Source organism: Streptomyces bungoensis (assembly GCF_001514215.1).
Lineage (GTDB): Bacteria > Actinomycetota > Actinomycetes > Streptomycetales > Streptomycetaceae > Streptomyces > Streptomyces bungoensis.
In genome coordinates this window covers 17,104-39,275 of record NZ_KQ948860.1, presented here as the reverse complement: position 1 = coordinate 39,275, position 22,172 = coordinate 17,104, and the positions used below count along the sequence as shown (strand labels likewise).

Annotated in this window: 21 protein-coding genes and 1 riboswitch; of the genes, 8 read left to right on the top strand and 13 right to left on the bottom strand. The window is 71.2% G+C overall.

Translation table 11 applies throughout. The annotated features are described in order from the left end of the window. Positions 1-67 precede the first annotated feature (67 nt). From AQJ66_RS20535 to AQJ66_RS20520, 4 genes are all read left to right on the top strand, one after another. Positions 68-1,048, top strand: a complete 981-nt coding sequence (locus AQJ66_RS20535; RefSeq protein WP_061924166.1) for a hypothetical protein — start codon at positions 68-70, stop codon at positions 1,046-1,048. Positions 1,049-1,121: 73 nt separating this feature from the next. Beyond that, positions 1,122-1,772 carry a peptide deformylase gene (gene def, locus AQJ66_RS20530; RefSeq protein ID WP_061924161.1) on the top strand — a complete coding sequence of 217 codons (651 nt, stop codon included), beginning with the start codon at positions 1,122-1,124 and terminating at the stop codon, positions 1,770-1,772. A gap of 239 nt (positions 1,773-2,011) precedes the next feature. Further along, on the top strand, positions 2,012-3,094 hold the full coding sequence (gene cyc1, locus AQJ66_RS20525; RefSeq protein ID WP_107118987.1) for an epi-isozizaene synthase: 1,083 nt from the start codon (positions 2,012-2,014) through the stop codon (positions 3,092-3,094). After that, the gene (locus AQJ66_RS20520) at positions 3,091-4,461 is read left to right on the top strand and encodes a bifunctional albaflavenone monooxygenase/terpene synthase (RefSeq protein WP_061924155.1); all 1,371 of its coding nucleotides are present in this window, start codon (positions 3,091-3,093) and stop codon (positions 4,459-4,461) included. The genes cyc1 and AQJ66_RS20520 overlap by 4 nt, the downstream gene beginning before the upstream one ends. A 22-nt stretch (positions 4,462-4,483) precedes the next feature. Here AQJ66_RS20520 and AQJ66_RS20515 read toward each other — a convergent pair whose 3' ends face one another. After that, positions 4,484-5,446 carry a GlxA family transcriptional regulator gene (locus AQJ66_RS20515; protein WP_061924152.1) on the bottom strand — a complete coding sequence of 321 codons (963 nt, stop codon included), beginning with the start codon at positions 5,444-5,446 and terminating at the stop codon, positions 4,484-4,486. A gap of 92 nt (positions 5,447-5,538) precedes the next feature. On the opposite strand from AQJ66_RS20515, the gene AQJ66_RS20510 reads away from it, so the two are divergent. Beyond that, a complete protein-coding gene (locus AQJ66_RS20510) occupies positions 5,539-5,808 on the top strand; it encodes a hypothetical protein (protein WP_061924148.1) in 270 nt (89 codons plus the stop codon). On the opposite strand, the gene AQJ66_RS20505 is transcribed toward AQJ66_RS20510, so the two are convergent. The 6 genes from AQJ66_RS20505 to nagB all read right to left on the bottom strand — a co-directional run bounded on the left by AQJ66_RS20505 (position 5,721) and on the right by nagB (position 13,188). After that, the gene (locus tag AQJ66_RS20505) at positions 5,721-6,734 is read right to left on the bottom strand and encodes a ribonucleotide-diphosphate reductase subunit beta (RefSeq protein ID WP_061924144.1); all 1,014 of its coding nucleotides are present in this window, start codon (positions 6,732-6,734) and stop codon (positions 5,721-5,723) included. The genes AQJ66_RS20510 and AQJ66_RS20505 overlap by 88 nt on opposite strands. Beyond that, complete coding sequence (locus AQJ66_RS20500) at positions 6,734-9,085, bottom strand: ribonucleoside-diphosphate reductase subunit alpha (RefSeq protein ID WP_061924701.1); 2,352 nt, start codon at positions 9,083-9,085, stop codon at positions 6,734-6,736. Before AQJ66_RS20500 ends, AQJ66_RS20505 begins: the two co-directional genes overlap by 1 nt. 124 nt (positions 9,086-9,209) lie before the next feature. Then, positions 9,210-9,333: riboswitch (cobalamin riboswitch) on the bottom strand. A 112-nt stretch (positions 9,334-9,445) separates the two neighbouring features. After that, positions 9,446-11,074 carry a monocarboxylate uptake permease MctP gene (mctP, locus tag AQJ66_RS20495; RefSeq protein WP_061924141.1) on the bottom strand — a complete coding sequence of 543 codons (1,629 nt, stop codon included), beginning with the start codon at positions 11,072-11,074 and terminating at the stop codon, positions 9,446-9,448. Then, positions 11,071-11,331: a DUF3311 domain-containing protein gene (locus tag AQJ66_RS20490; RefSeq protein WP_079060305.1), complete on the bottom strand. Its 261-nt coding sequence runs from the start codon at positions 11,329-11,331 to the stop codon at positions 11,071-11,073. The genes mctP and AQJ66_RS20490 overlap by 4 nt, the downstream gene beginning before the upstream one ends. A gap of 146 nt (positions 11,332-11,477) precedes the next feature. Next, on the bottom strand, positions 11,478-12,242 hold the full coding sequence (locus tag AQJ66_RS20485; RefSeq protein WP_061924136.1) for a GntR family transcriptional regulator: 765 nt from the start codon (positions 12,240-12,242) through the stop codon (positions 11,478-11,480). Positions 12,243-12,402: 160 nt separating this feature from the next. Continuing rightward, positions 12,403-13,188, bottom strand: a complete 786-nt coding sequence (gene nagB / locus AQJ66_RS20480) for a glucosamine-6-phosphate deaminase (protein ID WP_061924133.1) — start codon at positions 13,186-13,188, stop codon at positions 12,403-12,405. 487 nt (positions 13,189-13,675) lie between these two features. Here nagB and AQJ66_RS20475 point away from each other — a divergent pair, with 487 nt between their 5' ends. Then, positions 13,676-15,151, top strand: coding sequence for a sensor histidine kinase (locus AQJ66_RS20475; RefSeq protein ID WP_079060304.1), 1,476 nt, complete (start codon positions 13,676-13,678; stop codon positions 15,149-15,151). A 207-nt stretch (positions 15,152-15,358) separates the two neighbouring features. Here the strand turns inward: AQJ66_RS20475 and AQJ66_RS20470 are convergent, their stop codons facing one another. Both AQJ66_RS20470 and AQJ66_RS20465 read right to left on the bottom strand, forming a co-directional pair. Further along, positions 15,359-15,616, bottom strand: coding sequence for a WhiB family transcriptional regulator (locus AQJ66_RS20470; protein WP_003992873.1), 258 nt, complete (start codon positions 15,614-15,616; stop codon positions 15,359-15,361). A 320-nt stretch (positions 15,617-15,936) separates the two neighbouring features. Beyond that, positions 15,937-16,905 (bottom strand): diacylglycerol/lipid kinase family protein, encoded by a 969-nt coding sequence (locus AQJ66_RS20465; protein WP_061924128.1) that lies wholly within the window; start codon positions 16,903-16,905, stop codon positions 15,937-15,939. Positions 16,906-17,033: 128 nt separating this feature from the next. Between AQJ66_RS20465 and AQJ66_RS20460 the strand changes: the two genes are divergently transcribed. Continuing rightward, positions 17,034-17,486, top strand: coding sequence for a hypothetical protein (locus AQJ66_RS20460; protein WP_061924125.1), 453 nt, complete (start codon positions 17,034-17,036; stop codon positions 17,484-17,486). 3 nt (positions 17,487-17,489) lie between these two features. Here AQJ66_RS20460 and AQJ66_RS20455 read toward each other — a convergent pair whose 3' ends face one another. From AQJ66_RS20455 to AQJ66_RS20445, 3 genes are all read right to left on the bottom strand, one after another. Then, positions 17,490-18,563, bottom strand: a complete 1,074-nt coding sequence (locus AQJ66_RS20455) for an RNA polymerase sigma factor SigF (RefSeq protein WP_208611404.1) — start codon at positions 18,561-18,563, stop codon at positions 17,490-17,492. Positions 18,564-18,580: 17 nt separating this feature from the next. Further along, positions 18,581-18,994 carry an ATP-binding protein gene (locus AQJ66_RS20450; protein WP_006136266.1) on the bottom strand — a complete coding sequence of 138 codons (414 nt, stop codon included), beginning with the start codon at positions 18,992-18,994 and terminating at the stop codon, positions 18,581-18,583. A gap of 338 nt (positions 18,995-19,332) precedes the next feature. After that, positions 19,333-19,593, bottom strand: a complete 261-nt coding sequence (locus AQJ66_RS20445; protein ID WP_061924122.1) for a UBP-type zinc finger domain-containing protein — start codon at positions 19,591-19,593, stop codon at positions 19,333-19,335. 61 nt (positions 19,594-19,654) lie between these two features. Between AQJ66_RS20445 and AQJ66_RS20440 the strand changes: the two genes are divergently transcribed. Further along, a complete protein-coding gene (locus AQJ66_RS20440) occupies positions 19,655-21,247 on the top strand; it encodes a Na+/H+ antiporter (RefSeq protein WP_061924121.1) in 1,593 nt (530 codons plus the stop codon). Here AQJ66_RS20440 and AQJ66_RS20435 read toward each other — a convergent pair. After that, on the bottom strand, positions 21,244-22,167 hold the full coding sequence (locus AQJ66_RS20435; protein ID WP_061924118.1) for a 1-aminocyclopropane-1-carboxylate deaminase/D-cysteine desulfhydrase: 924 nt from the start codon (positions 22,165-22,167) through the stop codon (positions 21,244-21,246). The genes AQJ66_RS20440 and AQJ66_RS20435 overlap by 4 nt on opposite strands. Between the last annotated feature and the right edge of the window lie 5 nt (positions 22,168-22,172).

The following is a 22,172-nucleotide window of genomic DNA, read 5'->3' as shown; positions in this document are numbered from 1 at the left end:
GAGGAAGAGGGTGTCCGGGGGCACAAGCCAGCCCACTGAGCGGAACTGGAACTGGCAGGCGGGAATCGTGAGGATCTTCGGCAAGGGACGGCACCGGCCCTCCGCCTCCTGGCGGCAGGCCACCGACCGGGCGTTCACGCTCATCGGCGACGGCCGGTACGAGGACGCGGGCGAGCTGCTGACGCGGGCCGCCGACCTGGAACCGTGGCTGTCGGAGTCCTGGTTCAACCTCGCGCTGCTGCACAAGTTCCGGCACGACTGGGAGCAGGCGCGCGCCGCCGGGCTGCGCGCCGTGGCGCTGCTGGACCGGGAGTCCGGGGCCCCGGACTGGTGGAACGTCGGCATCGCCGCGACCGCCCTGCAGGACTGGCCGCTGGCCCGCCGTGCCTGGCAGGCCTACGGGCTGAAGGTGCCCGGCGGCGCCACCGCGGCCGGCGAGCCGCTCGGCATGGAGCTGGGCAGCGCGGCCGTGCGGCTGTCCCCGGAGGGCGAGGCCGAGGTGGTGTGGGGCCGCCGGCTGGACCCCGCGCGGATGGAGGTGCTGTCCATCCCGCTGCCCTCCTCCGGGCGGCGCTGGGGTGAGGTCGTGCTGCACGACGGCGTCCCGCACGGCGAGCGCACGACGTCCGACGGGCACAGCTTCCCGGTCTTCGACGAGATCGAGCTGTGGGCTCCCTCACCGGTCCCCACCTGGGTGGTCCTCCTGGAGGCGGCCACGGAGGCCGACCGGGACGCGCTGGAGCAGCTCGCGGCCGACGCCGGGTTCGCCGCGGAGGACTGGTCGTCGTCGGTGCGGCTGCTGTGCCGGATGTGCAGCGAGTCCCGGATGCCCTCCGACGAGGGCGACGGGGTGCACCTGGACCCGCACGACCACAGCGAGCCCGGGCACCCCGGACCGCTGGGCCACCGGACGGACGGGCAGCTGTGGGTGCCCGAGCGGGAGTGCGGCGTGGCGGCGCCGGCCTCACTGGTCCGCGGGCTGCTGGACGGGTGGGTCGCGGACAGCCCGGACTCCCGGGACTGGCGGGATCTGGAAGAGGTTTGCTGAGCCACCGGTGACCGGCCGCCTTTAGGCTGTACTCGCAGAAAACTCCAGGCTTGCAGGAAGGCGTACGTCGGTCATGGCGCAGCAGGACACCGATCAGCAGCACGCGGGCGTGCTCCCCGTCGACGACGAGGGCTGGGTCGTCGACACGGAGGACTGCGAGGAGCGCGAGACCGCCTGGCGCGAGCGCGGGACCTCGCGGCCCATCACGGTCGTCGGCAATCCGGTGCTGCACAAGGAGTGCAGGGACGTCACCGAGTTCGGCGAGGAGCTCCAGGGGCTCGTCGCCGACATGTTCGCCAGCCAGCGCACCGCCGAGGGCGTGGGCCTGGCGGCCAACCAGATCGGCGTCGACCTGAAGGTCTTCGTCTACGACTGCCCGGACGACGAGGGCGTCCGGCACGTGGGCGTGGTCTGCAACCCGAAGCTGGTCGAGCTGCCCGCCGACCGGCGCCGGCTGGACGACAGCAACGAGGGCTGCCTGTCGGTGCCCACGGCGTACGCGCCGCTCGCCCGGCCCGACTACGCCGAGGTGACCGGCCAGGACGAGAAGGGCAACCCGATCAAGGTCCGCGGCACCGGCTACTTCGCACGCTGTTTGCAGCACGAGACCGACCACCTGTACGGGTACCTGTACATCGACCGGCTGTCCAAGCGGGACCGCAAGGACGCGCTGCGGCAGATGGCCGAGAACGAGCCACGCTACCCCGTGGTCGCCAACGACTGAGCTGTCAGGACATCCTCGACGACGCCCGGCCGGGATCTCTCCCGGCCGGGCGTCGTTCGTCTGTTCGTTTGTTCGTCTGCTCGTCGCAAGTTTCGGCATCTTGGGGGCGTGAATGAAGCAAATCCGTTCCCACGGCGCTCAGTTGTGGTGCTGAATGGAAGTGCGGGGATACGCAACGGCGCACGCCCGGCACGGCATGGAGGGGTGTGCGCTCCTGTGCGGCTGAGAGGGGACCGTTCGTGCACGCTTTCTCACACGGCACCACATCGTCGACCGCGGTGGCAGTGCCACCGGCTCTCGCCCTCCCGGTGATCGAGGACGCCTTTCCCCGGCAACTCCACCCGTATTGGCCGAAGCTACAGGAGAACACCCGGGACTGGCTGCTGGAAAAACGGCTCATGCCCGCGGACAAGGTGCGGGAATATGCCGACGGACTGTGCTACACCGACCTCATGGCGGGGTACTACCTGGGTGCCCCCGACGACGTCCTGCAGGCCATAGCGGACTACAGCGCCTGGTTCTTCGTCTGGGACGACCGCCACGACCGCGACATCGTCCACGGCCGGCCGGCCGACTGGCGGCTCCTCAGGAACCGCCTGCACGCGGCTCTGGACGCACCCCTGCACCACCTGCACCACCCGGACCCCCTGGTGGAGGGATTCGCGGACAGCGTGTCGCGGCTGTACTCGTTCCTGCCGCGTACCTGGAACCGGCGGTTCGCCCGGCACTTCCACGCGGTGATCGAGGCCTACGACCGCGAGTTCCGCAACCGCACCGAGGGCTACGTCCCGAAGGTCGAGGAATACCTCGCCCTGCGGCGGCTCACCTTCGCCCACCGGATATGGACGGACCTGCTCGAGCCGAGCGCCGGATGCGAACTCCCCGACTCCGTGCGCGGGCACCCCGCCTATCGCCGTGCCGCGCTGCTGAGCCAGGAATTCGCCGCCTGGTACAACGACCTCTGTTCCCTTCCCAAGGAAATAGCGGGCGACGAGGTGCACAATCTCGGAATCAGTCTCGTCACCCATGAAGGACTGACTCTCGAAGAAGCGGTGGACGAGGTGAGGCGGCGCATCGAGGAATGCATCGCGGAATTCCTCGAAGCCGAGCGCGGCGCCCTGGCCCTCGCCGCCGAGATGACCGGGGAAACCGCCCACGGAGAGGAGTTGGGCCCCGCCGTGCGCGCCTGTGTCGGCAACATGCGGAACTGGTTCAGCTCCGTCTACTGGTTCCACCACGAGTCCGGCCGGTACATGGTCGACAGCTGGGACGACCGGTCCACGCCCCCGTACGTCAACAACGAAGCGGCAGGTGAGAAATGACCGTCGAGTCCGTACGGCCCGTGACCCACGGGACGGAGGAACCGCGCGAGGCGCCCCTCGCCGGCGGCGCCGTCCCGGTCCTCGGCCACGGCCTGAAACTGGTCCGGGACCCGCTCGCCTTCATGTCCGGGCTGCGTGCGCACGGCGACGTCGTGCGCCTGAGGCTCGGCCCCAAGACGGTGTACGCCGTCACCACGCCCGAGCTCACCGGCGCGCTCGCGCTCAGCCCCGGCTACCGGATCGACGGGCCGCTGTGGGAGTCCCTCGAGGGCCTGCTCGGCAAGGAGGGCGTGGCCACCGCCAACGGCCCCCGGCACCGCCGCCAGCGGCGCACCATCCAGCCCGCGTTCCGGCTCGACGCGATCCCCGCGTACGGTCCCGTGATGGAGGAGGAGGCGCACGCGCTCACCGGGCGCTGGCGGCCCGGCGAGACCGTCGACTGCACCTCGGAGTCCTTCCGGGTCGCCGTCCGCATCGCCGCCCGCTGCCTGCTGCGCGGCGACTACATGGACGAGCGCGCGGAACGGCTGAGCGTGGACCTCGCCACCGTCTTCCGCGGGATGTACCGCCGGATGGTCGTCCCGCTCGGGCCGCTGTACCGGCTGCCGTTTCCGGCCAACCGCGAATTCAACCGGGCGCTGGCCGATTTGCATCTCCTCGTCGACGAGATCGTCGCCGAACGCCGGACGTCTGGTCAAAAGCCGGACGATTTGCTGACGGCATTGCTGGAGGCGACGGACGACAATGGCGAGCCCATCGGGGAACAGGAGATCCACGACCAGGTGGTCGCGATCCTCACCCCCGGCAGCGAAACAGTGGCCTCCACGATCATGTGGCTGCTGCAGGTCCTCGCGGAACACCCGGAACACGCCGAGAAGGTGCGCGCGGAGGTCGAATCCGTGACCGGCGGCCGGCCGGTCGGATTCGCCGACGTCCGGGCACTGCGGCACACCAACAATGTCGTCGTCGAGGCGATGCGCCTGCGCCCCGCCGTATGGATATTGACCCGGCGCGCGGTGAACGAGACCGTGCTCGGCGGCTATCGCATTCCGGCGGGCGCCGACATCGTCTACAGCCCGTACGCCGTCCAGCGCGACGCCCTCTCCTACGACCGCCACCTCGACTTCGACCCCGACCGCTGGCTGCCGGAGCGGGCCAAGGAGGTGCCGAAGCACGCGATGAGCCCGTTCAGCGTCGGCAACCGCAAGTGCCCCAGCGACCACTTCTCCATGGCGCAGCTGACCCTGATCACCGCGGCCGTGTCGGCGAAGTACCGCTTCGAGCAGGCGGACGGATCCGACGACACCACCCGGGTGGGCATCACGCTCCGCCCGCAGCGGCTGCTGCTGAAGCCGGTGCCCTGGTAGGGCGCGGGCGGCCGGCGCGCGCTCAGGCGGCCGCGGGGCCCCGGAACGCGCGCCGGTAGGCGTGCGGGGTCGTGCCGAGGGCGCGGAGGAACTGGTGGCGCAGCGCGGCCGCCGTACCGAATCCGGCGCGTGCGGCGATCGCGTCCACCGTCTCGTCCGTGCCCTCCAGCAACTCCTGTGCCAGCAGCACCCGCTGGCGCAGGATCCAGCGGTACGGGGTGGTCCCGGTCTCCTGCTGGAAGCGGCGGGCGAAGGTGCGCGGCGCCATGTGGGCGCGGGCGGCGAGCTGCTCGACGGTCACCTCGCGGTCGAGGTGCTCCTCCATCCACACCAGGACCTCGCCGACCGTGTCGCACGGGGCCTTGGGAAGCGGCCGCTCGATGTACTGGGCCTGCCCGCCGTCCCGGTGCGGCGGCACCACCATCCGGCGGGCGATCTTGTTGGCGACCTCGGGGCCCTGCTCCTTGCGCACCAGGTGCAGACAGGCGTCGATCCCGGCGGCGGTGCCGGCGGAGGTGATCACCGGGTCCTCGTCGACGTAGAGGACGTCCGGCTCGACCGTGAGGCGGGGGTAGCGCCGGGCGAGCCGATCGGCGTGGTGCCAGTGCACCGCGCACCGCCGCCCGTCCAGCAGCCCCGCGGCCGCCAGCACGAACACCCCGGAGCACACACTGAGCACGCGGGCACCCCGGTCGACGGCCCGGCGCAGCGCGTCCAGCAGCTCGGGCGGATACTCCCGCTCGGCGTAGGTCTCACCCGCGGGCACCGCGATCAGGTCGGCCTCCTCCAGCCGGTCCAGGCCGTACGGCGTCGACACCGTGAACCCGCAGTGGGTGCCGAGGGTGGGGCCCTCGGCGGAGACCACGGCGAAGTCGTACACCGGCAGTCCGTCGTCGCTGCGGTCGATCCCGAAGACCTCGCAGACCACCCCCAGCTCGAAGGGGTGCACCCCGTCCAGCAGCACGGCCGCCACGTTGCTCAGCATGCTGCCAGTGTGCCTGAGAGGTGGCAGTAATTCGAGCGTGTACGGCAGTCCTGCCACTGCCGGTAAGGAGCGTCCGGCGCGACAGTAGTGGCATGACCGGAAACCAGATCCAAGGCCTGATCGGAATGCTCGCCACCCTCGGCATCCTGGTCCTCCTGATCCTCCCGTCCGTGCTCGGCGTCCTGCGCGACAGGCGCGTCGACCGGCAGCTCCGGGAGGCCCAGGAGGACCAGCGGGCCGGGGCCCACGGGGAGACTCCCCCGCGGAAGGAGGCTCAGAAGTCCTCGTCCAGGTCCACCGTGCCCTCCACCGCGACCTGGTACGCCGACGGGCGCCGCTCGAAGAAGTTCGTCAGCTCCTGAACGCCCTGCAGCTCCATGAAGGAGAAGGGGTTCTCCGAGCCGTACACCGGAGGGAAGCCGAGCCGGCCCAGGCGCTGGTCGGCGACGCACTCCAGGTACTGCCGCATCGAGTCGGTGTTCATGCCCGGGAGGCCGTCCCCGCACAGGTCGCGCGCGAACTGCAGCTCGGCCTCGACGGCCTCCCGCAGCATGTCGGTGACCTGCCGGCCGAGCTCGTCGTCGAACAGGTCCGGCTCCTCCTTGCGGACGGTGTCGACCACGTCGAAGGCGAACGACATGTGCATCGTCTCGTCGCGGAACACCCAGTTGGTGCCGGTGGCCAGGCCGTGCAGCAGACCCCGGCTGCGGAACCAGTAGACGTACGCGAAGGCGCCGTAGAAGAACAGGCCCTCGATGCACGCGGCGAAGCAGATGAGGTTCAGCAGGAAGCGGCGGCGGTCGGCCCGGGACTCCAGCCGGTCCAGCTTCTCGACCGAGTCCATCCACCGGAAGCAGAACTCCGCCTTCTCCCGGATGGACGGGATGTTCTCCACGGCCGCGAAGGCGGCGGAGCGGTCGTCCGGGTCGGGCAGGTAGGTGTCCAGCAGGGTCAGGTAGAACTGGACGTGCACGGCCTCCTCGAACAGCTGGCGCGACAGGTACAGGCGCGCCTCCGGGGAGTTGATGTGCTTGTACAGCGTCAGCACCAGGTTGTTCGCCACGATCGAGTCGCCCGTCGCGAAGAAGGCGACCAGCCGGCCGATGAGGTGGTGCTCCTCGGGCGTCAGCTTCGCGAGGTCGGCCACGTCCGAGTGGAGGTCGACCTCCTCCACGGTCCAGGTGTTCTTGATGGCGTCCCGGTAGCGCTCGTAGAAGTCCGGGTAGCGCATGGGGCGCAGGGTCAGCTCGAAGCCCGGGTCGAGGAGACGGGCGTCACGGTTCGTCATCACTGGCAGGCCTCGCAGGACTCGGGGTTTTCCAGGGAGCAGGCGACGGCGTCCTCCGCGGCCGTCTGCTGGGCGGGCACGGCGGCCCGGGCCGCCCGGGCGATCCGGGTCGCCGGGCGGGAGCGCAGGTAGTACGTCGTCTTCAGGCCCGACTTCCAGGCGTACGCGTACATCGAGGAGAGCTTGCCGATGGTCGGCGTCTCCAGGAACAGGTTCAGGGACTGGGCCTGGTCCAGGAACGGGGTGCGGGCCGCGGCCATGTCGATCAGGCCGCGCTGCGGGATCTCCCACGCCGTGCGGTACAGCGCGCGCACCTCCTCGGGGATCCAGGCGAACCCCTGCACCGAGCCGCCCGAGTCGCGCAGCGCCTCCCGGGTCCGCGCGTCCCACACGCCCAGTTCCTTCAGGTCCCGCACCAGGTAGGAGTTGACCTGCAGGAACTCGCCGGACAGCGTCTCGCGCTTGAACAGGTTGGACACCTGCGGCTCGATGCACTCGTACACGCCCGCGATGGAGGCGATCGTGGCGGTCGGGGCGATCGCCAGGAGCAGCGAGTTGCGCATGCCGACGGAGGCGATCCGCTCGCGCAGGGCGGCCCAGCGCTCCGGCCAGGTCGGTTCGACGTCGTAGTGGTCGGGGTGCAGCACGCCCCGGGCGGTGCGGGTCTGCTCCCAGGCCGGCAGCGGGCCGCTGCGCTCGGCGAGGTCGGCGGAGGCCTCGTAGGCGGCGAGCATGATGCGCTCGGCGATCCTGGTGGACAGCTCCTTGGCCCCGGGCGAGTCGAAGGGCAGCCGCAGCTTGAAGAAGACGTCCTGCAGACCCATCGCGCCGAGGCCGACCGGGCGCCACTTGGCGTTGGAGCGGCCGGCCTGCTCGGTCGGGTAGAAGTTGATGTCCACGACGCGGTCGAGGAAGGTGACGGCGGTGCGGACGGTCTCGTCCAGCCGCTCCCAGTCGATGCCGCCGTCCGCCACGAAGGCGCCGAGGTTGACCGAGCCCAGGTTGCAGACCGCCGTCTCGCCGTCGTCCGTGACCTCCAGGATCTCCGTGCACAGGTTGGAGGAGTGGATGACCCGGCCGGGCAGCGCCGTCTGGTTGGCGGTGCGGTTGGCGGCGTCCTTGAAGGTCATCCAGCCGTTGCCGGTCTGCGCGAGGGTGCGCATCATGCGGCCGTACAGCTCGCGGGCCGGCAGGGTCTTGCGTGCCAGGCCCGCCTGCTCGGCCCTGCGGTAGGCGGCGTCGAACTCCTCGCCCCACAGGTCCACCAGCTCCGGCACGTCCGACGGCGAGAACAGCGACCACGTTCCGTCGGCGTTCACCCGGCGCATGAACTCGTCCGGGATCCAGTGCGCGAGGTTCAGGTTGTGGGTGCGGCGGGCGTCCTCGCCGGTGTTGTCCCGCAGCTCCAGGAACTCCTCGATGTCGGAGTGCCAGGTCTCCAGGTAGACGGCGGCGGCGCCCTTGCGCCGGCCGCCCTGGTTCACGGCGGCCACCGACGCGTCCAGCGTCTTCAGGAACGGCACGATGCCGTTGGAGTGCCCGTTGGTGCCGCGGATCAGCGAACCGCGGCCGCGGACGCGGGAGTACGACAGCCCGATCCCGCCGGCGTGCTTGGAGAGCCGGGCGACCTGGTGGTAGCGGTCGTAGAGGGAGTCCAGCTCGTCCTTGGGGGAGTCCAGCAGGTAGCAGGACGACATCTGCGGGTGCCGGGTGCCGGAGTTGAACAGGGTGGGGGAGGAGGGCAGGTAGTCGAGGCGGCTCATCAGGCCGTACAGCGCGGCGACTTCGTCCACCGACCGGGCCGTGTCGTCCTCGGCGAGCCCGCTCGCCACCCGCAGCAGGAAGTGCTGGGGCGTCTCGATCACCTTGCGGGTCAGCGGGTGGCGCAGCAGGTAGCGGCTGTGCAGGGTGCGCAGCCCGAAGTAGCCGAAGCGGTCGTCGGCGCCCGGGTCGACGAGGCCGTCGAGCCGCTCGGCGTGCCGCCGCACGAACGCGGCGGTCCGGTCGGCGATCAGCCCCTCGCGGTGGCCCACCGCGACCGACCCGGTGAAGGACCCGACGCCCTGCGAGGCGGCCTCCGCCCGGATGGCGAGGGTCAGCAGCCGCGCCGCCAGCCGGGAGTAGGCGGGGTCCTCGGAGATGAGGCCGGCGGCCGCCTCCGTGGCCAGCTCCCGCAGCTCCGCCTCGTCCGCGTGCGCGGACCTGCCGCGCAGGGCGGCCGCGGCGACCCGGCCGGGGTCTGCGTCGGGGAGGTCGGCGGTCAGCTCGGTCAGGGTCCGCAGCAGCGCGGCGCCGGGACCGTCGGTCTCCAGGCCGCTGACCGAAGCCGGATCGGCTGGCGCGATGGTCACGTGGGGCTCTCCCTCGCTCGGCACGGGGGCCTGGCGGAGGGAGGCGGGCAGCACGAGCGCGCACGGCGTCGCGTCCACCGGCCCACTCCACGAGGCCCGGACGTATCAGGGCACCCGGACCGGACGGCCGGGTGCGCTGCCGGCAGGTCCTCGGACTGGACGGGCGTGCGGACGCACGCCGGTACACCGTTGCGGGACAGTTCCGGATTCGCACCGGATTCCCCTGCGGCGACAGCGAGCATGAGCATACATCTGGTGCCGGGCTGCCGTGTCACCCCCAGATGTTGTGTTGCCGGGCAGGAGCGGACACGGCGACGGGCCGCCGGATTCCTCCGGCGGCCCGTCGTCCGTGCGTGGCTTCTAGTGACCGGCGCCCGCGGTCGCCGGCGGCAGTTCCACCTGCACGCCCGGGTCGCCCGCGTCCGCGCTGTAGTCGGCCGGGCTGGTCTCGTCCACGCCCTCGGGGGCCTTGGCGGCCCGCAGGACGAGGGTGAGGACCACCGTCACGGCCAGGTTCAGCACGAACGCCGTGAGGCCGATGTAGCCGATCTCGCCGAGGCCCGGGATCTCCTTGGCGGAGCCGCCGAAGTGCGCCTGCGTCGGCGAGGCCACCCCGTACGCGGCGACCGTGCCGTACACCATGCCGACCGCCCAGCCGCCCAGCAGCGCCCACCGGTGGAACCAGCGGGTGAACAGGCCGCCCACCAGCGCCGGGAAGGTCTGCAGGATCCAGATGCCGCCCAGCAGCTGGAAGTTGATGGCGACCGTCTTGTCCATCGTCAGGACGAAGACCAGCGCGCCCACCTTCACCAGCAGCGACACGATCTTGGAGACCTGCGCCTCCTGCTTCGGCGTGGCGTCCGGCTTGATGAAGTCCTTGTAGATGTTGCGGGTGAACAGGTTCGCGGCCGCGATCGACATGATCGCCGCCGGCACCAGGGCGCCGATGCCGATCGCCGCGAAGGCCACGCCGGCGAACCAGTCCGGGAACATGTCCTCGAACAGCTGCGGGATCGCCAGCTGCCCGTTGGTGACCTTCACCCCGGCCGCGATCGCCATGAAGCCCAGCAGGGCCAGCAGGCCGAGCATCAGGGAGTACAGCGGCAGGATCGTGGTGTTGCGCCGGATCACCTCACGGCTGCGCGAGGACAGGGTCGCGGTGATCGAGTGCGGGTACATGAACAGGGCCAGGGCCGAGCCCAGGGCCAGGGTCGCGTACGTCCACTGGCCCGCCTCCGGCGGGACGAGCGCACCGCGCGGCTTGCCCGTCGCCGGGTTGGTCTGGGCGAAGGCGTGGCCCGCCTTGGCGAAGACGTCGTCGAAGCCGCCCAGCTTGATCGGGATGTAGATGATCGCCACCGCGATGACGATGTAGATCAGCGCGTCCTTCACGAACGCGATCAGCGCGGGCGCGCGCAGACCCGACGAGTACGTGTACGCCGCCAGCACGCCGAAGGCGATCAGCAGCGGCAGGTCCTTCACGAACCAGTTGGTGTTGTCCCCGCCGCCGACGCCCATCACGTCCAGCACCGCCTGGATGCCGACGAGCTGGAGCGCGATGTACGGCATCGTCGCGAGGATGCCGGTGAGCGCCACGGCCAGCGACAGCCCCTTGGAGCCGAAGCGTCCGCGGACGAAGTCGGAGGTCGTCACGTAGCCGTGCCGGTGCGAGACCGACCACAGGCGGGGCAGGAAGGTGAAGATCAGCGGGTAGACCAGGATCGTGTACGGCACCGCGAAGAAGCCGGCCGCGCCCGCCGCGTAGATCGCCGCCGGCACGGCGACGAAGGTGTACGCCGTGTACAGGTCGCCGCCGAGCAGGAACCAGGTGACCCAGGTGCCGAACGACCGGCCGCCCAGACCCCATTCGTCCAGGGAGTGCTCGTTGTCGGCCTTGCGCCAGCGTGCGGCGAGGAAGCCCATGACCGTGACGGCCAGGAAGAAGAAGACGAAGACGCCGAGCGCGACGCCGTTCACACCGTCCTTCACTTCGCCGCACCCCCCTGCCGTGCCCGTGCGCGCTGGTCGCGCTGCCACAGCTGGTACGCGGTGACGGTGAGCGCGGTGGAGATCAGCACCCACAGCATCTGGTACCAGTAGAAGAACGGGATCCCGATGAAGGCGGGGTCCGTCTTGGCGTACGAGCCGACCCACAGCATCGCCACGAACGGGGCGACGAGACACAGGCCGATGATCACGCGGACCGGTGTCACCACCGGTGGTCTCACTTCAGGCGTATCGGACATGGCGTGGCTCCGTCCCCTAGCTGATCACCTGTGTAATGCGCAGGCAATCTAGGTGACGGTGTCGCGGGAGCGGAAGACCCCGCCGCTACATCGGTATGTCGATTTCGTGGGTGAGGCGTGCGCGGAGCGTGAAGGAACGGACTCGGCTACTCCTGCGGCCGCTTGAGCCTGGCCACGAACTTGTACCGGTCGCCCCGGTACACCGACCGCACCCACTCCACCGGCAGGCCCTCGTGGTCCAGGGAGTGGCGGGAGAGCATCAGCATCGGCAGGCCCACGTCGGTGCCGAGCAGCCCCGCCTCGCGCGGGGTGGCCAGCGAGGTCTCGATGGTCTCCTCGGCCTCGGCGAGGTGCACGTCGTAGACCTCGGCGAGGGCGGTGTACAGGGACGTGTACTTCACGAGCGACCGGCGCAGCGCCGGGAAGCGCTTGGCCGACAGGTGCGTCGTCTCGATCGCCATCGGCTCGCCGTTGGCCATGCGCAGCCGCTCGATGCGCAGCACCCGGCCGCCGGCGGTGATGTCGAGCAGTTCGGCGAGCCGGTCGTCGGCGGTGATGTAGCCGATGTCCAGCAGCTGCGAGGTGGGCTCCAGGCCCTGGGCGCGCATGTCCTCCGTGTAGGAGGTGAGCTGCAGGGCCTGGGAGACCTTCGGTTTGGCGACGAAGGTGCCCTTGCCCTGGATCCGCTCCAGCCGGCCCTCGACCACCAGTTCCTGCAGCGCCTGGCGGACGGTGGTGCGGGAGGTGTCGAACTCCGCGGCCAGCGTGCGCTCGGGCGGCACCGGTGTCCCGGGCGCCTGCGTCTCCGTCATGTCGAGCAGGTGCTTCTTCAAGCGGTAGTACTTGGGCACGCGCGCGGTACGGACGGTCGTCCCTGCCTCGTTCTCCGCACTGCCGACGTCGGTGCTCATGCTCTGCCTTCCCGGCTCCTGATGCCGAAAGCGACCGACATCCCATCGGCCACGGCTCACATCGTGGCACGGCTTCATGTGTCACGGGGTCCACCCGGACGCTCCGTGATCTCCTCTATATACCCGTGGACCCGGGGTTGGTCTAGTCCATAGCCCGAGGCTAGACGCCCTGCCAGTCCGGCTTGTTCGCGTAGGTGTGGCGGAAGTAGTCGGCCAGCTTCAGCTTGGACGCGGCGGCCTCGTCGACGACCACGGTGGCGTGCGGGTGCAGCTGGAGCGCGGAGGCCGGGCAGACGGCCGCGACCGGTCCCTCGACGGTCGCCGCGACCGCGTCCGCCTTGCCCTCGCCGGTCGCGAGCAGCACCAGGTGCCGGGCCTCCAGGATGGTGCCGATGCCCTGGGTGATCACGTGGTGCGGCACCTGCTCGATGTCGCCGCCGAAGAAGCGGGCGTTGTCGATCCGGGTCTGCTCGGTCAGCGTCTTGATCCGGGTGCGGGAGGCGAGCGAGGAGCACGGCTCGTTGAAACCGATGTGCCCGTCCGTCCCGATGCCGAGCAGCTGCAGGTCCACGCCGCCGGCCCCGGCGAGCGCGCGGTCGTACGCCTCGCACGCGGCCTGGACGTCCGCCGCCGTGCCGTCCGGGCCCATGAAGGCGTCCATGCCGATCCCGAGCGGCTCCAGCACCTCCCGGCGCAGCACCGAGCGGTAGGACTCCGGGTGTTCGGCGGGCAGGCCCACGTACTCGTCGAGCTGGGCTATGCGGGCCCGGGAGGTGTCCACGGCACCGGAGCGCACCCTGGCGGCCAGTGCCTGGTAGACGGGCAGCGGAGTGGAACCCGTGGCCACCCCGAGCAGTGCGTCGGGCTTGCGCCGCAGCAGCCGGGTCATGGCATCGGCGATCAGCTCGCCGCCCGCCGCGGCATCCTGAACGATGACAACTTCCACGCTGGGCCTGCCGTTCTGACGTCGCTATGTGGTTTAGACCAATCTAACAGAGCCGGGCCCGGAAGCGCGGGGGAGTGAGCGCCTTCACGGCGCCGCCGCAGGGGTCGCGGCGCACGGAACCGGGGGCGCCCGCGGAAATTGCCCCGTCCATCCGGCCCCACGGCCGAGCCGGGCGGGCTAGGCTGCGTGGCATCGCGTGCCATCCACTGTCGGCGCCCCTGCCGTCGCACCCATGGACACGTCTTCGTGGTCTAGTCCACAATCAACTGAACAAGCCTCCGCCTTCCCCGCACAGGAAGGCGGACGAGGAACCGGAGCTCTCTGCCCTGACTGCCCCGGCTCCTCGACCTTCGGCCGACCGGGACCGCACACCCCACGGCCGATGAGCTCCGGGCTGCGGTGCCGGGAGGGTTGAGGGTCCCTTCCAGGCGCCGCGGCCCGCGGGTGTTTTTCGGCCACCCGCGAGGCCCCGGGTACGCTCGCACACGTGCCCTCCATGAACGAACTCGTACGCCAGCACACCGCCCTCGACGACTCCGACCTCGAGTGGCTGCACCTGCTGGTGTCGGAGTGGCAGCTGCTCTCCGACCTCTCCTTCGCCGACCTGGTCCTGTGGGTCCCCACCCGGGACGGCACCCGGTACGTCTCGGTCGCCCAGATGCGGCCCAACACCGGTCCGACCTCGTACCAGGACGACATGGTCGGCCACCTGGTCCCGCGCGGCCGGCGGCCCATGCTGGACGCGGCGCTGGACGAGGGCCGGATCGTGCGCGAGGGCGATCCGGAGTGGCGCGAGGAGGTCCCGGTCCGGGTCGAGTCGATCCCGGTACGGCGGGAGGGCCGCGTCCTCGGTGTCATCGCCCGCAACACCAACCTGCTGACCGTGCGCACCCCGAGCCGTCTGGAGCTCACCTACCTCCAGAGCGCCTCGGACCTGGCGCAGATGATCGCGGCCGGTTCCTTCCCCTTCCCGAACCAGCAGGTCGACATGGACGCCTCGCCGCGCGTCGGCGACGGCCTGATCCGGCTGGACGCCGACGGCACCGTCCAGTACGCCTCCCCGAACGCCCTGTCCGCCTACCACCGCCTCGGGCTCGCCGCCGACCTGGTCGGCCACCACCTGGGCCGGACCACCGCCGAACTGGCCCCGACCCGTGGCCCGGTGGACGAGGCACTGGCCAAGGTGGCGAGCGGCTGGGCGCCGCGCGAGTTCGAGATCGAGGCGCACGACGGGGTCATCCAGTTCCGGGCCATCCCGCTCAAACCCAAGGGCACGCGCATCGGTTCGCTGGTGCTGTGCCGGGACGTCACCGAACTGCGGCGCCGCGAACGCGAGTTGATCACCAAGGACGCGACCATCCGGGAGATCCACCACCGGGTGAAGAACAACCTGCAGACGGTCGCGGCCCTCTTGCGGCTGCAGGCCCGGCGCATCGACTCCGAGCGCGGCCGGGAGGCACTGGAGGAGGCCGTCCGGCGGGTCGGCTCGATCGCCATCGTGCACGAGACGCTGTCCCAGAACCTGGACGAGCGCGTGGAGTTCGACGACATCGCCGACCGGGTGCTGGCGATGGTCGCCGAGATCTCGCCGGGCAAGGTGACCGGCCGGCGCACCGGCCGGTTCGGGATACTCGACGCCGAGGTGGCCACCCCGCTGTCGATGGTCCTCACCGAGATCCTGCAGAACGCCCTGGAACACGGCTTCCGCGAGGGGGACACGGGCACGGTCGAGGTCACCGCGGTCCGCGGCGGCACCGCCAAGGAGGCCCGCCTCCTCGTCACCGTCCAGGACGACGGCGTCGGCCTGCCCGAGGGCTTCGACCCGCACCGCTCGGGCAACCTGGGGCTGCAGATCGTGCGGACGCTGGTGGAGGGGGAGTTGGGCGGCACCTTCGACATGGTCCCGGCGCCGGAGCGGGGGACGCGGGTGATCCTGGACCTCCCGGTCCGGGCGCAGAAGTGAACCGGCGCCCCTCCGCCGGCACCCGGCAGCATGGAGCCCGGAGCAACTCTGAGCCCGGACAGCATTGAGCCCCGGACCACGGGGTGGTCCGGGGCTTCAGCTCGAAGCTATGCGCATCGGGGGTACTGCGCGCTGCGGCTCGGGGGCGGGAGATGCGTACTCGCTGCACGCGCCGCCAAGCTCAGGCTGTCAGCAGGGGTGGGAGTGTCAGGCGGAGGCCTGACGAGCCCGGTTGCGGGCGGCGCGGCGCTTCATCGCGCGGCGCTCGTCCTCGCTGAGACCACCCCAGACGCCGGAGTCCTGGCCGGACTCGAGCGCCCACTGCAGACACTGCTCGATCACCGGGCAGCGACGGCAGACGGCCTTGGCTTCCTCGATCTGCAGCAGCGCAGGACCGGTGTTGCCGATGGGGAAGAAGAGCTCGGGGTCTTCCTCGCGGCAAACGGCGTTGTGACGCCAGTCCATGGCTGCTACCTCTCCTTGGTATTACGTGCAAGTTGCTTGTGAATGTGAACGCTTTCACGAATCCCTCAACAAGTGAAGGGCCGATCGCCGAGTCTTCCCCGGCGTGGTCCTTGGTTTGTAGAGGGGTTCCGGTGATCAGTGGAGGCCGGTCTTGCGGGCCGTCCCGATCGCCACGTAGAGACTCGCAAACCTCAGCGGCGGATACAACCCCTTCCGGAAAGTTTTTTTTGATTCCTCGGTGTCGACTGGGTCACAGCCGTACTTCCATGGGGTGGATCCTGGCCTAAACGTTCGAGTGAAAGGACTTTGGCCCGTTCCGCTCACACAATCACACGCAGTGCGCGGCGTACGCCTGTGAACGTCACGCTCGTACGCAGCCCCAGGTGGTCACCGTCCATCTGCAGGGGCAGAGGCGCCTTCGAATGCAAGGTGAACCGGTCCAGATCGTGCAGGGAGACCGCATGCCTGCCATGGGGTCCGCGCTCGGGGGACGAAGTGAGCAACTGCGTGCCATACCGGGCAACCGCGGCCGAGGACAGGCGGCTGAGACCGAGCACGTCGATACCGGTATCGAACGAGGCCTTAGGTGACGTGTACATCGGGCGATTGCCGAGATACGTCCAAGGGGACGTGTTCGAGACTATGGCGACGACGAGGTCGGTGACGGGATCGGCACCGGGCCGCTCCAGGGTGATCGCGCCGTGCCGGCGGTTCTGCTCGCCGAGGAACTGCCGTATGACCTGGCGCACGTACAGCGCGTGCGTCGACTTCCTGCCCCGCTCGCGCTGCTGCTCGACCCGGCCGACGACGCCCGCGTCGAACCCCAGCCCGGCGTTGAAGGTGAACCAGCGCGCCGGCACCGCCTCGTCCTCGGTGCCGGGCGTGCCCGAGGCCAGGCCCAGGCCGACCACCCGCTCGCCGCCCTCGCGCAGGGCGTCCAGCAGGGCACCGGTGGCCTCCACCGGATCGTTGGGCAGACCCAGGGCGCGGGCGAAGACGTTGGTGGAGCCGCCGGGGACCACGGCCAGGCCGGGCAGGCGGTCCGGGTCGGGGCCGGCGTGCAGCAGGCCGTTGACCACCTCGTTGACGGTGCCGTCTCCGCCGAGGGCCACGACGAGGTCGATGTCGTCGCTCTGCGCCGCCTGCCGGCCGAGGTCGCGCGCGTGGCCGCGGTACTCGGTGGTGACCGCCTCCAGCTTCATCTCGCTCGCCAGCGCGTGGATCAGCACATCGCGCCTGCGCGCGCTCGTGGTGGTTGCCGCCGGATTGACCACGAGAAGTGCACGCATGAGGGGCAGCGTACCTACTGGGGGGTATCGGGCCCATACCGAGGTAGGGATCCGGTAAGAGGGGAGGGCGTGAGTCTGGACACCCGGGCGCCGCGGGGCGTGGGCCGGCCGGCGGCTACCCTGCTGGTGTGAGCAGTGACCAGAAGCCCGCGCCCGAGACCTCCGAAGCCGCCGTGGCGGCGGGTCCGCGCCCCCGCCGGCTGACGTACGCCGCCGCCCTGACCGGGCTGGAGGGCGTCGCGCTGGTCGCGGGGGGCCTGTGGGTGTGCGTCCGGGCGCTCACCGGCTCTCCCGACAGCCGGCAGCAGGCCGTCGCCCTGGGGATCACCCTGGTCGTGCTCGCGCTGCTGCCGCTGCTCGCCGCGCGCGGACTGCTGCTGCGGCGCGGCTGGAGCCGGGGGCCCGCCGTCATCACGCAGATCATGGCGCTGTTCTGCGCCTACTACCTGCTGCAGGCCGACAGCCTGGCCATCCCGGCCGGTATCGTCACCGCGGTCGTCTCCCTGGCCGCGCTGGTCCTGCTGGTGAGTCCGGCCACGGCCCAGGCCCTCGGGATCAAGGGACCGGGCCGGGGCGAGTAGCGCTCACTCCTCGACGAGGAGCTTCTCCCGCAGCTGGGCCAGGGTCCGGGCCAGCAGCCGGGAGACGTGCATCTGGGAGATGCCGACCTCCTGCGCGATCTGCGACTGGGTCATGTTCCCGAAGAAGCGCAGCAGCAGGATCCGCTTCTCGCGCGGCGGCAGGTCCTCCAGCAGGGGCTTGAGGGACTCCCGGTACTCCACGCCCTCCAGCGCCTCGTCCTCGGCGCCGAGGGTGTCGGCCACCGCGGGCGACTCGTCGTCGGTGTCGGGCACGTCCAGGGACAGCGTGGAGTAGGCGTTGGCGGACTCCAGGCCCTCCAGCACCTCCTCCTCGGAGATGGCCAGCTTCTCGGCCAGCTCGTGCACCGTGGGGGAGCGGCCGTGCAGCTGGGACAGCTCGGCCGTCGCCGTCGTCAGCGCCAGCCGCAGTTCCTGCAGCCGGCGCGGCACGCGGACCGCCCAGCCCTTGTCGCGGAAGTGCCGCTTGATCTCGCCGACGACGGTCGGGGTGGCGTACGTGGAGAACTCCACGCCGCGCTCCGGGTCGAACCGGTCGACGGACTTGATCAGGCCGATGGTGGCGACCTGGGTGAGGTCGTCCAGCGGCTCGCCGCGGTTGCGGAAGCGGCGGGCCAGGTGCTCCACGAGCGGCAGGTGCATCCGGACCAGCTGGTTGCGCAGCTCCGCGTACTGCGCGCTGCTCGCGTCCAGCTTGCGCAGCTCGACGAACATCGCCCGCGCCCCGCTGCGGTCGTGGGGCTCGTGCGGGGTTCCCTGCACGGCCTCCGCGCCCAGCGCGTCGTCCCCGGCGTATCGCTCGTGCTCGCTCATCGTCCCGCCCGTAGCCCTTCCCCGAGCCGCCGCCTCCGCGTGCGCGGCGGACCCGGCCCCGCCGCGCCCCCGCGCAGGGGGGCTCTGCACGGCACCGTCCCCGCCGGCCGCGGCGGAGGTGTCCTCCGGATGCGGCCTGGCCTGCTCGGGGATGCCGTCGATGCCGTCCGCCATGCGTCGGGAACCGTCCGCGGGGTTCGTGCCCCCCGTCGGCAGCTCCCGTGTGCCGCGCTCTTCGTCCCGCACCGGACCGTCCCCGTTCCTCACGCCGGGCCGGGGCCCGCGCCGCGCTGTTTGTAGAGGCTGATCGACACGGTCCTGTCCTCGTCGACGGCGGACGAGACCTTGCCCGCGAGGGCGGAGAGCACCGTCCACGCGAACGTGTCACGCGAGGGGGCGTGACCGTCGGTGGTCGGCGCCGACACCGTGACCTCCAGCGAGTCGTCGACGAGGCGGAAGACACAGCTCAGCACCGAGCCGGGCACGGCCTGCTGCAGCAGGATCGCGCAGGCCTCGTCCACGGCGATGCGCAGGTCCTCGATCTCGTCCAGGGTGAAGTCCAAGCGGGCGGCGAGACCGGCCGTGGCCGTCCGCAGCACCGACAGGTAGGCACCCGCAGCCGGCAGCCGGACTTCCACGAAGTCCTGGGTCGCGGGCTCGCCTGCGATCTGGGACACCCTCACCTCCATGGTGGTACAAGCTTCAGCGGGGCCGAGGGTCGCCCCCCGGGGTAACGCGTACGTGGTTCCGCGGTGACGCTATCGCGCTCCGAACGTTTCTGTCCCCGGGACCCCAACCCCCTGGCGTCACTCACAGTAAAGCTGTGGATACGCTCCGTGTCTAGGGGGTGAGCGAATCCAAAAGGGGAAGAGCGCGCGCCGGATTGACGTACCCCGGCGTCAGACGCCCGAACCGTCGGCGGCAGCCGCCCCTTGCAGTGTCACACGAGAACGCCGTCGCACGGGAACACCGATGGCGAGAACGTGCCCAGGAGCGCCTGCGGGACGAAACGCGGTCAGACCAGCACGTGGTCGACGAAGCACCACCGCCAGTCCTCACCCGGCTCGAAGGTCCGCATCACCGGATGGCCGGTCCGCGCGTGGTGCTCGGTCGCGTGCCGGCCCTGCGAGGAGTCGCAGCAGCCGACGTGCCCGCAGGTGAGGCACAACCGCAGCTGCACCGGGTGCGTCCCGTCCCGCAGGCACTCCGGGCAGGTCTTGTCGAGCGGTTCGGGTTCGGGGTGCGGCAGCGCGGCGGCGTGCGTGCACTGTTTCATGATTGCCAGATTACGACGGTTGTGCGGGTGGCCGCGCGGAAAAAGAGGGTGGGCGAGGATCATGGACGTGATGCCGCTGCTGTTGCTGGTGGCGGGCAGCGCCGCGGTCGCCGGCGCGGCCCGGCGGGGCCCGGTGCCGGCACCCCTGCTGCTGGTCGCGGTGGGCCTGGCGATCTCCTACGTGCCCGGCGTGCCGGACTACACTCTGGACCCCGAGGTCGTGCTGCCGCTGCTGCTGCCCCCGCTGCTGTACACCTCGGCCGTCGACAGCTCCTACCTCGACCTGCGGGCGCAACTGCGGCCCGTGGCGCTGCTGTCGGTGGGCTACGTCCTGTTCGCGACCGTCGTCGTCGGCTACGCCGCCCACCTGATCGTCCCCGGACTGCCGCTGACCGCCGCGCTGGTGCTGGGCGCGGTGGTGGCGCCGCCGGACGCAGTGGCCGCCACGGCGGTCGCGCGCCGGGTCGGCCTGCCGTCCAGGATCACCACGATCCTGCAGGGCGAGTCCCTGCTGAACGACGCGACCGCGATCACCGCGTACAAGGTGGCCCTGGCCGCCGCCATCGGCGAGGGCGCGACCTGGGCGGGCGGCATCCGCGAGTTCCTGCTCGCCGCCGTCGGCGGCGTCGGCGTCGGCCTGGTGCTGATGGCGCCGCTGCACTGGCTGCGCACCCACCTCAGGGAACCGCTGCTGCAGAACACCCTGTCCCTGCTGATCCCGTTCGTCGCCTACAGCGTCGCCGAGCAGGTGCACGCCTCCGGTGTCCTCGCGGTCGTGGTCGTCGCCCTCTACCTCGGCCACCGCGCGTGGGAGGTCGACTTCGCCACCCGGCTCCAGGAGGAGGCGGTGTGGAAGATGGTCGCCTTCATCCTGGAGTCGGCGGTGTTCGCCCTGATCGGCCTGCAGCTCCCGGTCGTGCTCAAGGGCCTCGGGATGTACGAGGGCGCCGCGGCCGCCTGGTACGCGGTCGCCCTGTTCCTCGTGGTCGTCGCGGCCCGCTTCGTGTGGGTGTACCCGGGGACCTTCCTGCCCCGCCTGTCGGCCCGCGTGCGCGAACGCGAGGAGAACCCCACCTGGCGCGGGGCGATGGTCACCGGCTGGGCCGGCATGCGGGGCGTGGTCTCCCTCGCCATCGCCTTCTCCATCCCGCTGACCGTGCACGGCGGACACCCCTTCCCGCAGCGCAACCTGATCCTGTTCCTGACCTTCACCACCGTCATCGGCACGCTGGTCGTCCAGGGCCTGACCCTGCCCCCGCTGATCCGGCTGCTGAAGTTCCCCGGCCGCGACCGGCAGGCCGAGACGCTCGCCGAGGCCAACGCCCAGGCACAGGCCTCCCGGACCGCCGAGAACCGCCTGGACGAACTCCTCGCCGACGAGCGCAACGCCCTGCCGCCGCCGCTCGCCGACCGCCTGCGCGCGGTCCTGGAGCGCCGCCGCAACGCCGTCTGGGAGCGGCTCGGGCAGGTCAACCCGGTCTCCGGCGAGTCCGTCGACGACACCTACCGCCGGCTGTCCCGCGAGATGATCAGCGCGGAACGCGAGGTCTTCGTCAAGCTGCGCGACCACCGCTACATCGACGACGAGATGCTGCGCGCCCTGCTGCGCCGGCTGGACCTGGAGGAGGCGGCCGCCTACCGCGAGGCCGGTTAGGCCTCGGGGAGCGGCGGCCCGGCGGGCTCGGGGAAGGGCCGGCCGGTGACGACCGCCGCGATCGTCGTCCCGCGCGCGAAGGCGCCCTCCCCGGCCAGGGTGACGAGCCCGAGGAGCAACTTGGCGACATACAGCCGCTCCACGGGCACTGCGTGCCGCTGCTCGAAGTCCTCGGCGAAGGCCTCGAGTTCCGGGGTCGTACGGGCGTAGCCGCCGCAGTGGAAGCGGTCGTCGAGGGACCAGGTGCCGGTGCGCGCGCCGAAGGCCCGCTCCTGCAGGCGCTGGACGTCGGCGGCCAGGAAGCCGCCCCGCAGGACGGGTATGCCGAGGGCCCGCTGGCCGTCGGCCAGCCCGGCGGCGAGTCCGGCTAGGGTGCCGCCGGTGCCGCAGGCCACCGCGACGGTGCCGGCCCGGCCGCGCAGTTCCTCGCCGAGGGCCACGCAGCCGCGTACCGCCTCGGTGTTGCTCCCGCCCTCGGGCACCACGTACGCGTCCTCGGCGCCGCACGCGCGCAGGAGGGCGGCCAGCGTCGCCGGCTCGGCCTTGCGCCGGTACGTCGCCCGGTCCACGAAGTGCAGCCGCATGCCGTCGGCCGCGCACCGGGCCAGGGACGGGTTGAGCGGGCGGTCCGCCAGCTCCTGGCCGCGGACCACGCCGACCGTGGGCAGCCCGAGGAGGCGCCCCGCGGCGGCGGTGGCCCGCAGGTGGTTGGAGTAGGCCCCGCCGAAGGTGACCAGTTCCCGGCCGCGCGCCGCCGCGAGGTTCGGCACCAGCTTGCGCCACTTGTTGCCGATCAGTTCGGGGTGGATCAGGTCGTCCCGCTTGAGCAGCAGCCGCAGCCCGCGGCGGGCGAACCGGCCGTCCCGCACCTCCTGGAGGGGCGAGGGAAGCCGCGGGGCGAGCGGGCCGGTGCTGGTCACGCCCC